The sequence below is a fragment of the Frisingicoccus sp. genome, from assembly GCF_048388605.1.
GTDB lineage: Bacteria > Bacillota > Clostridia > Lachnospirales > Lachnospiraceae > Frisingicoccus.
Genome location: NZ_DBGCTU010000022.1, coordinates 1 through 17,081, shown reverse-complemented (window position 1 = coordinate 17,081; position 17,081 = coordinate 1). Strand labels below are relative to the sequence as shown.

The 17,081-nt window shown below is 40.7% G+C and carries 15 protein-coding genes and 1 pseudogene; all 16 read left to right on the top strand.

The features are described 5' to 3' along the window. Positions 1-1,155 (top strand): 2-oxoacid:acceptor oxidoreductase family protein, encoded by a 1,155-nt coding sequence (locus tag ACMN7X_RS04345; protein WP_418746268.1) that lies wholly within the window; start codon positions 1-3, stop codon positions 1,153-1,155. Next, on the top strand, positions 1,155-3,407 hold the full coding sequence (locus ACMN7X_RS04340) for a thiamine pyrophosphate-dependent enzyme (protein ID WP_418746267.1): 2,253 nt from the start codon (positions 1,155-1,157) through the stop codon (positions 3,405-3,407). The genes ACMN7X_RS04345 and ACMN7X_RS04340 overlap by 1 nt, the downstream gene beginning before the upstream one ends. Before the next feature lie 21 nt (positions 3,408-3,428). Beyond that, entirely contained in the window at positions 3,429-4,046 is a 618-nt protein-coding gene (gene rbr / locus ACMN7X_RS04335) for a rubrerythrin (protein ID WP_418746266.1), read from the top strand. Positions 4,047-4,197: 151 nt separating this feature from the next. After that, positions 4,198-5,679, top strand: a complete 1,482-nt coding sequence (gene rlmD, locus ACMN7X_RS04330) for a 23S rRNA (uracil(1939)-C(5))-methyltransferase RlmD (protein ID WP_418746265.1) — start codon at positions 4,198-4,200, stop codon at positions 5,677-5,679. Between the two features lie 3 nt (positions 5,680-5,682). After that, positions 5,683-7,317 carry a DUF4435 domain-containing protein gene (locus ACMN7X_RS04325; RefSeq protein WP_418746264.1) on the top strand — a complete coding sequence of 545 codons (1,635 nt, stop codon included), beginning with the start codon at positions 5,683-5,685 and terminating at the stop codon, positions 7,315-7,317. A gap of 16 nt (positions 7,318-7,333) precedes the next feature. Continuing rightward, a pseudogene (locus ACMN7X_RS04320) lies at positions 7,334-8,362 on the top strand (PDDEXK nuclease domain-containing protein). Between the two features lie 436 nt (positions 8,363-8,798). Next, positions 8,799-9,836: a hypothetical protein gene (locus tag ACMN7X_RS04315; RefSeq protein ID WP_418746263.1), complete on the top strand. Its 1,038-nt coding sequence runs from the start codon at positions 8,799-8,801 to the stop codon at positions 9,834-9,836. Between the two features lie 163 nt (positions 9,837-9,999). Next, entirely contained in the window at positions 10,000-10,215 is a 216-nt protein-coding gene (locus tag ACMN7X_RS04310; RefSeq protein ID WP_418746262.1) for an XRE family transcriptional regulator, read from the top strand. 4 nt (positions 10,216-10,219) lie between these two features. Beyond that, positions 10,220-11,146, top strand: a complete 927-nt coding sequence (locus ACMN7X_RS04305) for a DUF4268 domain-containing protein (protein WP_418746261.1) — start codon at positions 10,220-10,222, stop codon at positions 11,144-11,146. Between the two features lie 294 nt (positions 11,147-11,440). Beyond that, positions 11,441-11,731, top strand: a complete 291-nt coding sequence (locus ACMN7X_RS04300; RefSeq protein ID WP_418746260.1) for a hypothetical protein — start codon at positions 11,441-11,443, stop codon at positions 11,729-11,731. Positions 11,732-11,745: 14 nt separating this feature from the next. Next, positions 11,746-11,889, top strand: a complete 144-nt coding sequence (locus ACMN7X_RS04295) for a hypothetical protein (protein WP_418746259.1) — start codon at positions 11,746-11,748, stop codon at positions 11,887-11,889. A gap of 18 nt (positions 11,890-11,907) precedes the next feature. Then, positions 11,908-12,315 carry a hypothetical protein gene (locus tag ACMN7X_RS04290; protein WP_418746258.1) on the top strand — a complete coding sequence of 136 codons (408 nt, stop codon included), beginning with the start codon at positions 11,908-11,910 and terminating at the stop codon, positions 12,313-12,315. A 296-nt stretch (positions 12,316-12,611) separates the two neighbouring features. Then, complete coding sequence (locus ACMN7X_RS04285; protein WP_418746257.1) at positions 12,612-13,949, top strand: ATP-binding protein; 1,338 nt, start codon at positions 12,612-12,614, stop codon at positions 13,947-13,949. An 818-nt stretch (positions 13,950-14,767) separates the two neighbouring features. Next, on the top strand, positions 14,768-15,442 hold the full coding sequence (locus ACMN7X_RS04280) for a FadR/GntR family transcriptional regulator (RefSeq protein ID WP_418746256.1): 675 nt from the start codon (positions 14,768-14,770) through the stop codon (positions 15,440-15,442). 146 nt (positions 15,443-15,588) lie between these two features. Continuing rightward, a complete protein-coding gene (locus ACMN7X_RS04275; RefSeq protein ID WP_418746255.1) occupies positions 15,589-16,209 on the top strand; it encodes a CatA-like O-acetyltransferase in 621 nt (206 codons plus the stop codon). Positions 16,210-16,677: 468 nt separating this feature from the next. Then, a partial coding sequence (locus ACMN7X_RS04270; protein ID WP_418746254.1) for an alpha/beta fold hydrolase occupies positions 16,678-17,081 on the top strand: 404 nt, incomplete at its 3' end.

The window sequence follows — 17,081 nt, the reverse complement described above, 5'->3', positions numbered from 1 at the left end:
ATGAAGGACAGGGCTTATTTTGAAATCCGCCTGGAAAGTCTCGGCGGCCTGGGGGCAAACCTGTGCGGAAAGATGCTTGGCGAACTGGGGGTGAAATACCTCGGCCTGAACGGGGCGGCATTTTCCAGTTACGGCTCGGAAAAACGGGGGTCGCCCGTCAGTTCATTTATACGATGGTGCGAGGGTGATAAAGAAATACTGATCAACAGCCCGGTGCGGGAGCCGGACATTCTCGGCATCTTTCAGGAAAACATTTTGTTGAAATACCCATGGCCGGATATTTTGGAGATGCCCCGAAAAATCGTCGTCAACACCCGGAAGGATGCGGACGCGCTGGCAGAAAGTTATCCGTGGCTTTCCGGCCATATTTACTATCTGGACGGCATCGCCATTGCCATGCAGACAAAAAGCCGTATGAATATGATCATGCTTGGCGCCATGATGAAAGCGCTGGAGGATGAAGATATCATAAGCGGACAAGGCCAGGGGAGCGGGCAGGATCAGGAAAGCGTGACGAGTCAGGAGGGGGAACCTAATCGGATGGTTAAGGATTTTCTGGCCTGCGGAAGGCAGCTGATTGAAGAAACCGTCGGGAAAAAGTATCCCGACCTTCTGGAAATCAATTTGAACGGATTTATGGCCGGACATGCCATGGTTCAGCATTTTCACAGAAGGACAGAGGAAAAAACAATTTCGGAGCCCCGGCAGGAAAAGCTTGTCTGGGGTTATGAAAATGCACCCATCGGCGGTGTAAATCCACTGGCCGGAAGTATGGCGTCCAATGATTTATCCGCGTCCCGGAGCGGTTATCTGCCCCTGTTTGACGCATCCAAATGTATTCACTGCGGCCTGTGCGATTCGACGTGTCCCGACATGGTGTTCCAGTTTAAACGGGGAATTTATAAGGGAAAAGAACAGATGATGAATCAGGGGCTGGATTATCACTATTGCAAAGGCTGTCTCCGGTGTGTTGCCGTCTGCCCGGTAAATGCCCTTGTCGCCGGTGTGGAAGCAGAGCATCCGGCGCCTCAGTGGTTTGTGCCGGACAAGGATTTGACAGCTTCGAACATTCATTGGAATCAGAAGGCTTCGGATGGATGGATCACCGGGGAAAGTTATATGAGTGAACGCCGGAATGACGGAGGTGTCAGATAATGGAAAAGAGAGAAATTCAGGCTCAAAAGGTACTTTTTGACAGCGGAAATGAGCTGGCGGCCTATGCGGCAAAGCAGATTAATTATCATGTGATGGGGTATTATCCGATCACGCCTTCCACCCAGATTGCGGAAAATCTGGATGCGATGAAGGCGGAAGGGCTTCATGATATATCGCTGGTGGCTGCGGAAGGTGAACACAGTGCGGCGGGTATCTGCTATGGCGCTTCGGCCTGCGGCGGCCGGGTGTTCAATGCGACCAGTGCAAACGGGCTTTTATATGCGCTGGAGCAGCTGCCTGTCCAGTCGGGAACCCGTTTTCCGATGGTGATGAATGTGGCCTGCCGGACCGTCTCCGGCCCCCTGTCGATTAAGGGGGACCACAGTGATATCATGTATGCCTTAAATACGGGGTGGATCATTCTTTTTGCCGATACGCCCCAGGCTGTTTACGATATGAATATATGCGGGCTGAAACTGGCGGAAAAAGTGAATCTTCCGGTGATCGTGGCCTTTGACGGCTTTTTTACAAGCCATCAGAAACGGCGGTGCATGGTTTTTGAGTCGGACGAGGTTGTCCGGAAATTTGTCGGCAGGCGGGAACCGGAGGTGGATCTGCTGGATATGAGCCATCCGGTTACCATCGGCTCCTATATGAATGAACCGGATATCATCAATAATAAATACCAGCTTCATCAGGCCATGAAATCGGCAGAAAAATGGCTGCCGACGATTTATGAAGAGTATGGAGAGATTTCCGGGCGGAATTATGGAATGGCACAGGCATATCAGATGGAGGATGCGGAAATTGCTGTTTTTATTCTGGGCTCTGCCTATCATACGATGCGTTCCGCGGTTCAGAAACTCCGCTCCGAGGGCAAGAAGGTGGGTGTGTTCACCGCCGGTGTTCTTCGGCCGTTTCCGGCGGAAGCTCTTTACAACATCTGTAAAAATGTAAAAACAGTGATTGTTGCCGACAGGCAAGACAGCTACGGCGCCGACGGCGGAAATATGACGCTGGAGATCAAGGCGATGCTTCAGAGCTTTGGCAGAGGCGGTAACGATATTCGGGTACTCAGCCGGATTTACGGCCTCGGCGGTAAAGATTTTTATGCTGAGGACGGTGAAATGCTTTTTCGGGAGGGTGAGGACCCGAAGGCGAAAGCCTTTGATTATATCGGCGTGACGAAGGGTATCGGCGGCCGGGAGGAAATACAATATTATGAGCCGATCACGAAGGAGGCGGCTTCGCCGGGAATTATCCGCCGGAGCATAAACCCGGAAAACGGCCATGTTCAGATTGAAAATGCCCGGATCAATGAATTGACTGCCATGCCGAAGCGTCTCAGCCCGGGCCACGGGGCTTGTCCGGGATGCGGAATTCCGGTAAACGTAAACCTGTTGCTCAAAGGTATTGAAGGCCATGTGGTTATATTGTTTCAGACAGGCTGCGGCATGGTGGTGACTACCGGTTATCCGAAAACTTCTTTTAAAATACCTTATATTCATAACCTGTTTCAGAATGGGGCGGCAACCTTGTCCGGAGTCGTCGAAATGTTTAAACAGCGGCAGAAGCGGGGCGAATATCCGGAAGGCGATGTTACTTTTGTGATGGTCAGCGGCGACGGCGGTATGGATATCGGTTTGGGTTCGGCGATCGGCGCGGCCCTCCGGGGAAGCCATTTGATCTTGCTGGAGTATGATAACGGCGGATATATGAATACGGGATATCAGTTGTCCTACTCCACACCGATGGGGGCAAAAAGTTCTACTTCCCATGTGGGACCGAAGCAATACGGAAAAACCTTCTTTCATAAAGATACGGTAGCCATCATGGCGGCCACCGGAATGCCTTATGTGGCAACGGCTGCCGAATCCAATCCGGCGGATTTGGTAAAGAAAGCGGCGAAGGCCCAGGTCTACGCCAAATCCGAGGGAATGGCTTATATCCGTGCATTATCGGCCTGTCCGCTGAACTGGTCCGATAAACCGGAGGAAGAGCGGACCATTATAGGAAAAGCCGTGGACTGCTGTTACTTTCCGCTTTACGAAGTAGAAAAGGGGCAGACGGCCCTGAGTTACAACCCGGAAAAAACGAATAAAAAAATCCCGGTGCTTGACTGGCTGTCATTGATGGGGCGGACACGGCATTTGGCAAAACCCCAGTATCGGGGCGTTGTTGAGGACATTCAAAAAGAAATCGACAGACGGTGGGAACGGCTGAAAGCTCTTTCCGACCATCCGTTGTTATAAATTTTAAATTCAGGAGGAAGAATGATGGATTTCAGAGAAAGTGAAACAATGAAAAATTTAATGCGGGCTTTTGCAGGCGAAAGTCAGGCAAGAAACAGGTATACCATGGCGGCATCACAGGCAAAAGCCAACGGATTGTATGTGATTGAAACCGTATTTACCTTTACCGCAGATCAGGAAAAAGAGCATGCGAAATTATTTTACAGCCATTTAAAAGATATGGCCGGAGAAACCATTGCCATCGACGGCGGCTACCCGGTAGACATTGCCCCGGAGGTATCCAAACTGCTCCGCATGGCGCAGCACAACGAATTGGAAGAGTATGACGATGTGTACAAACATTTCGGTGATACGGCCAAACAGGAAGGCTTTGCCCAGATTGGAAACCTTTTCCACAACATTGCGGTCATTGAGAAAACCCATGCGGACCGCTTTGAGCATTTCGCTCAGCTTATGGAGCAGGGAAAACTTTTTGTGGCTGACCAGGAAACTGCCTGGATGTGCTTAAACTGCGGTTATATTTATACCGGCAAGGAAGCCCCGAAGGCCTGCCCGGTGTGCCGGCATGATCAGGGATACTTTATCCGCCAGGTGATGGCACCCTTTGATTTTTCACAGGTGAGCTGTCTTTGCGGCTGACAAAACTAGAGACAGATGATAGCGGCAGGCGGTTTGTCTGCCGTTTTTAAATAGCGCCCTGCTATTTACCGTATCGCTATGTCGGCGCTTGTATTCTCGAGGATTTTATTGTAACATAAATGATAGAAATCAGTGTGAGGTGACAAGCAGGATGGGGAAAACAGAAATCTGTCCGGTACATAAAAAATGCGGCGGCTGCCGTTATCAGGGTGTGCCCTATGAGGAACAGTTAAAAATAAAAGAAAAAATGGTTGGAAAACTGATGGGAAAATATTGCAAAATCCATCCCATCGTGGGGATGGAAAATCCAACCCACTATCGGAATAAGGTGCATGCGGTTTTTGACAGGGACAGAAAGGGAAACATTATTTCCGGTGTGTACAGAGAGGGTACCCATCAGGTTATCCCTGTGGAATCCTGCATGATTGAGGACGAATTGGCGGATGAAATCATAGGGACGATTCGTAAACTGGCGAAATCCTTCAAGATAAAGACTTATGATGAGGATACGGGATACGGACTGCTGAGGCATGTGCTTGTCAAACGGGGATTTGCCACGGGGCAGACTATGGTGGTTATCGTTACCGCTTCCCCGGTGTTTCCTTCCCGCAATAACTTTGTCAAAGCGCTTTTAAAAGAGCATCCGCAGATTACAACAATTATACATAATATCAATGATAAGCGGACGAGCATGGTTTTGGGCGAGCGGGAAAAAGTGCTCTACGGCAAGGGTTATATCGAGGATATTCTCTGCGGCAAAAAATTCCGTATCTCGGCAAAATCCTTCTATCAGGTGAATCCGGTTCAGACGGAGGTGCTTTATAAAAAAGCCATCGAGGCGGCAGGCTTTACCGGAAAAGAGTATGTAATTGACGCTTACTGCGGAATTGGCACTATCGGTATGATTGCCAGCGATTACGTGGATGAAGTGATTGGCGTTGAACTTAACCGGGATGCCGTTCGGGACGCCATCGGCAACGCGAAGGCAAACAATATCAAAAATATCCGTTTTGTCTGCGATGATGCGGGGAAATTTATGGTAAAACTGGCTGCAGCGGCTCAGCGGGATAAAAGCGTCCGTTTGCCGGATGTGGTTCTTATGGACCCGCCGAGGAGCGGCAGCGACGAAGCTTTTCTGAGCGCCCTCGTGAAAATGAATCCAAAGACAGTTGTGTATGTCTCCTGTAACCCGGTGACTTTGGAGCGGGATGTGAAGTGGCTTGAAAAAAAGGGGTATAAGGCAAAGGGCGTGTGGCCGGTGGACATGTTCCCGGCGACGGAACATGTTGAGACGGTCGTAATGCTTTCCCACAAAAAACCTGACAGCGTAATCAACGTAAAAGTGGAGTTTGGCGAAGGTGAGGGCAAAGTGCCGCTTGACAATATCGCCAAGAGAGCCGCAGCATACAAGCCGAAAGAGCGAGTTACCTACAAGATGATTAAGGAGTACATAGAAGCGAAATACGGCTTCAAGGTACATACCGCATATATAGCAGAGGTAAAGAGGGATTTAGGATTGCCGATGTATGATGCTCCAAAGGCGGTAGAGGAACTGAAACAGCCGAGGAAACATCCGACGGCGGAGAAAGTGGAAGCGATAAAGGCTGCTTTGAAATATTACAAGGAGATATAGAAAATGAGTGAAGAAAAAGATTATAAATATATACTACCGGGGGAAAATAATAATCCAGTCGAGTATCAAGTTAAATGTCATTCTATGATTATAATAGGAGCAAATGGATCTGGAAAAAGTCAATTAGGTGCTTGGATTGAAAAAAGTAATCCAAATGATACACATAGAATAGGTGCCCAGAGAGCATTGACATTTGGAAATTATATACAGCAGAAAAGTTATGAGCAGGCAACAAATTTAATTATTTATGGGCAAGAAAATCCGACTGGAGAACATAATAATCGTTGGGGATGGGACGGTGAAAAGTATAATTATACATCATCTTTGCTTAATGATTACGAAAATGTACTTTCGGCATTAGTAGCTCTGCAAATTAATCAACAGGAACAGTTTATAAAAGATTGTAAGCAAAGGGAGAAGAATGGAGAAAATCATAATGTGGTTCCTGAAATGGTTATGGACAAGTTACGGCGAATTTGGAAATCTGTATTTCCTCATAGAGATATTATTATCGAAGATGGGAAGGTATTAGCAGGTTTTGAAAAGGGTGGGCAATACTTTGAATACAAAGGAAGAGATATGAGTGATGGTGAAAGAGTTGGATTGTATCTAATGGCACAGTCCTTGTGTGTTCCTTCAGATAAAACGATTATAATTGATGAACCTGAAATTCATTTACATCGGTCAATAATGAATAGGCTGTGGGAAGCAATTGAAGCTGAACGGGAAGATTGCTTCTTTATTTATATAACACATGATACTCAATTTGCTGCAAGCCATAAGAATTCAAAAAAAATATGGGTCAAGGGATTTGATGGTATCACATGGGAGTGGGAAGAAGTACAGAACAGTGAACTTCCAGAGCAACTTTTGTTGGATATTTTGGGGAATAGAAAACCAGTCCTGTTTGTAGAGGGTACTCATGATAGTTATGATACAAAATTATACTCTGAAATATATAAGGATTATTACGTAGTTCCTTGTGGAAGTTGCAGTTCTGTTATATTACAAACAAAGGCAATGAATAGTAATGCACAATTACATAATTTTAAATGCTTCGGAATTATAGACCGTGATTATAGAACCGATTATGAAATAGAAGCTTATAAAGAAGATAATATTTTTACTTTAGAAGTAGCAGAGGTTGAAAATCTATTTTTAACAGAAGAATTACTTCAAGTAGTTAATAGCATAATGGAATTTCCTGATAATTCAAGAATAGAAAGTGTAAAAAAATATATTATTGAAGAACGTTTCAGGGGGGAGATAAATAAGCAGATATGCGAGGCTGTTGTATCCGAACTAAAATATAGACTTTCTGTAGCAAATATATCAAAAAGAAACGAGGAAAAAGCAAAAGAAACATTAAATAAATTATTTGAAGAGATAGATTATGATGCAATAAAAACGGAACAAATGACGAAGTTTGAATGTATTCTTGAAACAAAAACATATAAAGATGTATTAAGAGTCTTTAATTGTAAATCACTTTCAACGTCGACAGGACATTTTTTCGAATTGGATAATAAGGCTTATAGGGATTTTATAGTAAGGCAAATAAGAGGAAAGAGGGCAAATGATATTATTGATGCAATTGTTTCGTATTTGCCTAATGAGATACCAATTGAATGTAATTAGAGAAAGGATAATTGAAATGAATCAAAATTTTTACGAAGAAATTAAGAACATTTTGATAATAGCAAGAAACAAAGTGTACCAAACTGCAAATTTTGCAATGGTAGAAGCATACTGGAATATAGGAAAATCTATTATTGAAGAATAGGGTGGTAATGAAAAAGCGGAGTATGGTACTGGATTATTAAAAGAATTGTCAAAGCAAATGACAAAGGATTTTGGTAAAGGCTTTACAGTGACAAATTTGAAATATATGAGGCAGTTTTATTTGACGTTTCCAAATGGTCACGCACTGCGTGACGAATTAAGTTGGACGCATTATAGACTTTTAATGAAAGTGGAAAATGATAATGCACGGGAATTTTATATGCAGGAAGCTGTAAAATCACAATGGAGTACCAGACAACTTGAAAGACAGATAAATTCTTTCTTTTACGAAAGATTATTATCCAGTAAAAATAAAGAACACGTTGCAACAGAAATTCAAACATTAGAGCCTGCTAAGAAACCAGAAGACATTATTCGTGACCCATATGTTCTGGAATTCCTCGGATTAAGTTCAAATGACGATTTTTTTGAAAGTGATTTGGAGCAGGCATTGATTACTCATTTGCAAAAATTCTTTTTAGAGCTTGGGAGGGGATTTTCTTTTGTTGCCAGACAGAAGCGGATTACTTTTGATGGGAGGCATTTTAGGATTGATCTTGTATTCTATAATTATATTTTGAAATGTTTTGTTCTGATAGATTTAAAGGTTGGGGATTTAACACATAAGGACTTAGGGCAGATGCAGATGTATGTTCATTATTATGAGCGAGAACTTATGAATGAGGGAGATAATCCGCCGATTGGTATTGTGTTATGTGCGGACAAGAGTGAATCTGTGGTTAGATATACATTGCCGGAAAATGAAACACAAATTTTGGCTTCGAAGTATAAATTATATTTGCCAAGCGAAGAAGAATTATTAAGAGAGTTAAATCAAGAATATCAAGCATTGGAAGCTGGTAAACCAGAAGAGGATGTTGACGGTATGAAAGAAAATTGATGGCATCTATAATTTGTGGGAAAAGGGTTACACGAGCGGTATTAGTACTGTATAAATATTGCCCATATTTCCGTGATTTTGTGGGGATATGTTTTAATTTGGGGTGCATGTGGAGACGGTAGTATTAATGTCACGGGTAGAGAAATGAGGAACTGAAAAGTGTAGAAAATGTAGGTTATAATAAGGATTGTAAAAAATAAAGGTTTATGGACAGTCACGGGCAAGACTTGTAGTAAATGTAATATGAAATTATAGATAGGCACATTTGATATTGAGGACAGGTGTGTTTTTCTATTGATAAAAAATTTGTTGGGAAGCTGTATTTATTTGGAATTATCTGGCTGAAGAATAGGTGCTTAGAGTATTGACCTCGTAGATCAACTTGGAATGATTTCTAAGTTGATTGGGTATATCAATGTATATTGGAGGAATATAAATGGTAAAAGGAAATGCTGCAATAGAAATATTTATGGAACACAAACTTATTTTTCCATATGATTATTTGAATGAAATAAAAAATGAATTAAGTGAAGACAACAAGTATAATATCTACTATGTCTTAAAGGGACATCGCTATATAATTAAATCATTTGACATTTTAAATCTGCATGATTTTATAATTATCATTTGGGATTTAGTTAAAAATTCTAGTGTAATTATACCATTAAATATTGGTACATTTCTACAGTTGCCTGATATGAATTGCGTTGAACTAAAAATAGTAGATAATGGTTCAATGATGCAAGTGGATTTTACAAGTAAAGGGATGAGCTTTTTAAATGCATATGAACCACAATATGTTCAAGATAATCAGGAAATAATTAATAAATATGGACATATGAGGCTGCAGTTTCATGCAAAAATTTTATTTGACTTGTTTATGAAATTTCAAAATAAGGAGACAGAAGATGAATACGAATTATTATATATAGGTCAAACTCAAAAAAGTAATATATATGATAGATTATATGGTCATAATACGATACCTGAAATAATGAGGTATCAAAATAGAGAAGATGGTGGAGAAAAGTATGAACTATATATAATGGTTACAGGTGTTCATATTAAGTTTTTTGAAGAATACAATATAAAACAATACTTAACGAATATTATTACGTCAGACACTCTTCAGGATGACTTTTTAATAAATAGTGGTTTGATTTCTAAAGCAGAGGTTGTTGATATTGCAGAAGCTATGCTAATTTTATATTTTAAGCCTAAATACAATGATAAATTAAAAAACACTAAAAGTCCAGAGATTCTTCGTACATATAGTGTTTTTAATGATTGCTTAATAAATCCCATCGATTATTCACTAGATTTGTATTTTGAAGATAATAGAAAAAAAATTATACTTAAAACTGATACCGTTTCTACGGCGTATAAGCAAAATTTATTAAAGTGCGAATTTGATGAAAATGGGAAAGTAAATGACATTGTTTTGGAACATAATATCATGGATGTATATTTGTAAAAATAGAAGCCATACATAAAATCTTTGTTATGCTATATTAGGAAATGAGAGAGTTTCAATTTGGACTTGTTGACAAATTGAAGATATTCTGCCTTTTGTATGATACAATAAATTGTACGGATAAAGCAATTTATTTCAAAATAGATAGACGAGGTGGAAATTAATGCTGAAGAACAATGTTGAAGCCGATGTAAGGGTAAAGTTCATAAAAGCAGAAACTATGCAGGTGAAACTTGCCGAGAATGTGGGAATCACTCCATCACATGTTAATCGGCGGATAAAGAAGAGCAAGCACATTGCCAATAAGACTTTCATTCAAATGTTGGAGTCCTTGGGATACGATATCGAATTAATTTATGTAAAGCGCGAGGGGGAGTAAGGTAATGGTGAGTTTGAGCAGACTTGAAGAAATAAAGGACTTGCGAAAGGTATGGCCGCATGAAGCTTTGGATTTTACACCGTGGCTGTCACAGGATGATAACATCGCACTTCTTGCGGATGCCGTAGGGTTTGATATAACGGTGGATGAAACAGAGTCCTCTGTGGGTGATTTTAATGTTGATATCTTTGCATCCGAAACAGGGACGGATCGGAAAATCATCATTGAGAATCAGCTGGAGGACACGAACCACGACCACCTTGGCAAGCTGATAACTTATGCGTCAGGTAAATCAGCAGATGTAATTATATGGGTTGTAAAACACGCTCGTGAGGAACACAAAGCCGCAATCGAATGGCTGAACAATCACACCGATGAGAAGATAGGTTTTTTCCTTTGTGAGATAAAACTATATCGCATCGGCGCTTCCGAGCCTGCCGTGAAATTTGACGTCATTGAAAAGCCGAACGACTGGACGAAGGAGGTAAAGAAGAACGAGATTGCAAATGGGACGCAACAGCAACGGTATGATTATTGGGTGGCATTCCAGGAGTATGCATTCCAGAATTCTCAGTTTGCAAAGAACTTCAATCGCAGAAAACCGTCTATGGATCATTGGATGAACTTCAGTGTAGGTTCTTCTGCCTGCCACATTGCCGTGTCGCAGATTCAAAAACGAAATGAATTGGATGTAGAATTGTACATCAGCGAGGACAAGGAGTTGTTCCACGCCCTGCTCCAAAACAAGGATGTTATTGAATCCGATGCGGAACTGAGCTTTGATTGGAGGGAACTGCCGGAACGGAAGGCAAGCCGAATCGTTATCGAGAAAAACGTCAACTTCGGCGATAAGAATCAGTGGAACGTACAGTTTGATTGGCTGATCGATGTCATGATTAAAATGAAGAAAGCGTTCAAGAAATATCTGTAAGATGGTGGCGGGCTGAGTGGGCTAAATCCAGAAACAATCATTGAAGATAGCCTTGAAACAGCATTTAGCTTGAGGGATTACATAGGAATTTTTGATACGATTCAGTAAGACAGTTTTGTGGCAATGACAGAATTCCGAAAGACATTTAATGGCTTTTTATAGGTTTCGTCAGAGGCCTGCCGTTGGTATGATAAATATTGCAGACTTATGGAAGAATGGAAGTCTGCGAGTAGACCATTCAAGGATTTACTTTTGTGTCTTGAACCTGTTAGCGGAACGATAGACGTTTCTTTTATGAGTAAGATGATGGCAGCAGCAGCCCCTGCACTTCCAATATGGGATAAGTATATTTTTCAGGATCTTTTACTTATTAAAAGATGGAAAAAAATTGGTGGTAAAGATAAGATGCTGCGTATCGATGAGGCAGATCACATTTATCAGAAGATCAAAACATGGTATGGAACATTTATCTGTAGTAAGGATGGTAAGAAGTGTATTGTAGAATTTGATGCTGCGATGCCAAATTATAAGGATAAACTGACGGTGGTAAAGAAAATCGATTATCTTCTGTGGAGTAAGAGATAAAGGAGTTATTGACTATGGAGTACACACTGGTTGAACAGTGGGTGCTTGATATGATGAGAAGGACAGATTTCAAAAAACTGTCTAAGAAAGATGTTTTAAGTATTGCTTCCCAACCTGGTGAATTACGACCTGACGTGGCAAAAGAAGTAATAGAATAATTCCCTGAGTTTGCTAAGTTGATTCAGTTATCGATGGAGGAATACAAGGATATCCTAGGGAACATTATAACCAGTGATGACGATAGTCTAAAACAAATGGATGTCATTGAAGATAAGGATATGGAAGTGTCTGCCAACAGCAGAAAACAATTCTATGATTTTACGGGTAAAGTCTGTTCTGACCTAAGTAGATGCCTTGATAAGCCAGATTTAACAGCCGAGGAATGTATGAATATCTTGGCACAGGAAATGGTAATTCTGAAAGCTGTTAGTGATAAGGATACAGAAATTTGTAACCATGAAGCAGAGACTGTCAAAATGATTGATAAAAAGGGTTCTGATAAGCGGCAGTTTAATTTGGGAGTCATTAAGGCGGCAAACACCTTGGGTGGTAATTTTAATCTTAAATTTTTAAAGAAGCAGTAAAGTTATATAGAGCCGATAATTTGTAAGATTGTTTATGAGAAGAAATGCTATATACAGGCAGTGATAAAGTCGAATATCTTACTTCGTAACAGTACATACGGCATTGTTATAAGGGGTGTAAAAATGCATCTGTGCGGGTGAATCGTTAGGGGGAGAAGTTCCGTTATGTTGTATCAATTTAGACACGGTAACAGACTCTATATGTGGTATGGGTGATTTCTTGAATTATACGAATAATTGAGGGAGAGTATTGACCGAACGTGGAAATGCTAATTATAATCGGAGGTGACTGTATTATGGCAGAAAGTCAGAATATAGAATGGAAAGAATCATGGCGTGACGAATACCTGAAATGGATATGCGGTTTTGCCAATGCGCAAGGTGGCAAGATTTATATTGGAAAGAGGGACGACGGCACCATCATCGGTGTTAGCGATGCTAAAAAGTTGATGGAGGATATTCCTAACAAAATCCAAAACAAGCTGGGTATCGTTGCCGATGTAAACCTCTTTACTGAAAACGGACTTTCATACATTGAGATTGTAGTTTCTCCGTGGGCTTTTCCTGTAAATTATGATGGGGAATATCACTATCGTAGCGGAAGCACGAAACAGCAGCTTCGTGGTAATGCTCTAACCAACTTCTTGATTTCAAAAACGGGAATGAAGTGGGATGCGGCAACCGTTGCGAACATTACCGTTGATGATTTAGACAAGGAGAGTTTTGACATTTTTCGTCGAGAGGCGCTTCGCAGTGGTCGTATGACTAAGGAAGATTTGGATATATCAAACGTTGAGCTTTTAGACAAGCTCGACCTGATGATTGACGGCAAGCTGAAAAGGGCCGGAGCGCTGTGTTTCTATCGTAATGCGGAGAAGGTCATCAGTGGCTGTTATGTGAAAATCGGAAAATTTGAGGGAAGCGAGCTTTTGTACCAAGATGAAGTGCATGGTTCCTTGCTACTGATGGCAGATAGAGTGATTGACCTGATTTATCTCAAATATCTGAAGGCGGCAATTTCTTATCACAGGGAAACAAGAGTGGAGACCTATCCTTTCGCCCGTGATGCAGTGCGTGAGGCGGTTTATAACGCTCTGATTCACTGTAATTGGGCAGATAATATTCCAATTCAGATACGCATTGAGGATGATGTCATGTACATCAGCAATAGTAGTTTGCTTCCCTTTGGGTGGACGGTTGAGACTTTGCTGGAGGCACATTCGTCAAAGCCATTTAATCCGGACATCGCAAGAGTGTTCTACCGTGCGGGTTATATTGAGAGCTGGGGTCGTGGAATTCAAAAGATCTGTGATGCCTGCAGGAGTCTCGGTACGGATGAGCCAGAGTATATCGTTCATGGCGAAGACATCATGGTGAAGTTTAATGCTCTTCAAAGTGCCAAAGTATCAAATTCTAAAGCTTCAAAGCATCAAAATGAGGCTTTGGCTGAAGCTTTGGAAAAGAAACTGATGAGAGTTCTAAAGGATAATCCACATATAACGCAGGGCGATATTGTTAAAATGCTAGATACTTCCAGAGCAACTGTTCAAAGAATGACGAAGACTTTGGTAGAACAAGGAAAAATTGAACGTATCGGTGGCAAACGTTACGGCTATTGGGAAATTCACGAATAAAACCCGTCGAATTCGACGGGTTTAGATGGAGTTGAGACGGCAGTATTTATGTCAAGGGTTAGATTGTGACTATTGAATTGTTATAGAATCTGGCATTAGAACATAAGAGAATAATGTTTAAGGAGTAATGCTCATGTTTTTGGGGAAGAAGAGAGAAAAAGCTAATCCTATAATACAGGATAGGATAAAATATGAGGAAGTGAATTTGATTGTACTGGAAAATGGAAGAGTTCACTTAGAGTCGAACACAAAACACGAATTTTGAAGTATAAAAATGTAATCTCACCCAAGGATGAGGGATTGCATTTCACTAAGGGATATTTTGACGAAGGAATGGTCACGATAACTTCAAACAGCATGAATTATATAGCTTGTATTTTTGATAGATTTTTTCAGGGGAGGTATCCTGAAAGGAATTTAGATGTTCTCCACGCGGGACAACTCCAGATGCGTATGTAAGAATTCAGTCAAAAGGAAGTACTCTTTATTATACAAACACGCATGTAAGTGAAAGTAGTTTTGAAGTTGAATCGGAACCAGTCGCAGAAGAATATGTTATTTTATTACAGTTTCTGAAACAGTATTGCAATCTCCCTCAATTTATGCCTGTTAGCAGGCCTATGAAGTATTTTCCTGAAGTGTTTGAACATATAAGTGATAATGTTATTTCTAATGAAAGTAGTAAAATTATTGGTTATCGCTATGATGCAACTGGAGTTTTTGGTTATGTTTTTTTGTGTAATAAAAAGTATAGAATTACAATATTTGAATTTAAATACTAAGCATAGTATAATGGCAGAAAGGGTTAAGGTGAGATTATGAAAGGGAATAAGATGTTATCACAAAGTGTTGCGGATAATATTCTATCCATGATAACAATAGAAAAAAGATTTTCTGTCGGCGATAAATTACCAAATGAACTGGATTTATCAGAAGAATTGAATGTAAGCCGTACTACGCTGCGAGAAGCAATCCGAATTTTGGTTGCTTTGGATATACTGGAAATTCAAAGAGGAAAAGGAACGTATGTAAAAGAGAATGCGTTTAAGAAGCAACAAGATATAGAACAGCTATCAAATATAAAAGTCAATGCGAGAGATTTATATGAAATGCGTTTGATATTTGAACCGGAGGCTTCATATTATGCTGCTTTAAGGGCAACGGATTCCGAAATAAAGAGGATATTGGAATTTGGCAAAAAGGTAGAAAAAGAAATCAGTAATCATCAAGACAGGACAGATGATGAACATTCTTTTCATAAAGCGATTGCCCAGGCTACCCATAATGAATTTATGAATAAACTCATGCCGATTTTATATCAGGCGATTTCAAAGGGAGTATACTTATCTTTACAGAGTGATAAAGCCATTGAAGATACAATAAATGATCACAGGATGATTATGGAATTTTTGGAGCAGCGTAATGCAGAGGGCGCCAAAAATGCTATGAAAATTCATATCATGCACGCAATGAAAGAATTAGGACTTGATTAACATTCCAGGTTCTTGCTCAGAAGGCAGGAGCCTATATTTTTGAATACAGACATCATACAACTAATTGACATCATACAAATAGGAGGATATAATTAGTAGAGTGAGCGTAGGATTCTCAATATAACGATTTTACGAGGTATGATGAAATGAAGAAAATCGATTTGTCTGTATGGGAACGAAGTTTACACTATCAAGTATTCCGTGATAGTGTACAACCACAGTATTGTGTAAGTTTTGACCTTGATATCACGAACTTTTTGTCACAAATCAGATTGAAAGGTTTTTCCTTTACGTTTTCTTTTGTATTTGCTGTTTCAAAGTGTGCAAATGAGATTAAGGAGTTCCGATATCGATTTGTAGATGGTGAACCTGTTGAGTTTGAAAGAATTAATACAGCATTTACTTATCTGAATAAAGAAACGGAATTATTTAAAGTTGTAAATGTGGAAATGCAAGATACACTGGAAGAATATGTGGCGGTAGCAGCTCAAACTGAAAAAGAACAGAAAGACTATTTTACTGCGCCATTAGGAAATGATGTATTTCAGTTTTCAGCTTTCCCCTGGGTGAGTTTTACTCATATTTCCCATACGGATTCGGGCAAAAAAGATAATGCAACGCCGCTATTTGATTGGGGTAAATATTACGAAAAGGACGGTAAAATCTTATTGCCATTTTCAGTACAGGTGCATCATTCTTTTGTAGATGGTGTGCATATCGGGAAATTAGCGGAGAAATTGCAGTACTATTTGGATACTTATAAATAATGTGTTAGGAGGATAGGTGTGAGTAATCGTAAGGCAGTTTTTTCGGCGGAAAGCTATACCCTTTCGGGCACCCCGCAAGTCAGATGCTTCGCATGGGTATAAAAGAGTGTGAAAAACATTTGAGTAGATACAATACAGAATATTTTCCAATAACAATACAAGAACAAATTAAGATTCTAAGAGATTGTGGCTTTATGAGTGTAGAAATTTTTTGGTGTTCATATATGCAGGTTGGAATTTTAGCAATGTGACGAATATGGAAGTGTGCAAGATATGGATGCTGTAAATTCAGGTATGCAAGAATGAAAAAATAGAGTAAAATAAAGTAAAGTGTGCAGAGAGACGATAGATTTGAATATGGAATTGCGACTGGCAGATAATTCTGCTATTGTGTCAGAAATATACTATGGAGAAAAGAGCCGGGAAGGAAGCTGTTTGTATAGAAAAGGGCCTGTAAAGGGGTGCGGTATGGTTAGAAAACACGGAAAAGAGCCATATAATATTGTGGTTCTGCATGGCGGGCCGGGAGCAGCAGGCTCGGCCTTTGGACTTGCAAGACTGATCTCAAAAGAGTTTGGGGTTCTCGAACCGATGCAGTCAAAATATACGATTGGAGAACTGGAAGAAGAGTTAATGGAGCAAATTGAAGAGAATTGCTCCGGAGAAGTTATTTTGGCGGGACATTCCTGGGGCGCGTGGCTGGCCGGATTATTTGCGGAAAGATTTCCGGATAAAGTGGAAAAAGTAATTTTGATTAAAAACTCAAAATTCCTAAAACCATTGATTTTGCAAGGCATTTCGCCTGCTCAATGCTCGGTTTTCATGTATTTTCCCTTGTTTTTGCCCTTACGAGCCGAAACAAGGGAAAGTTT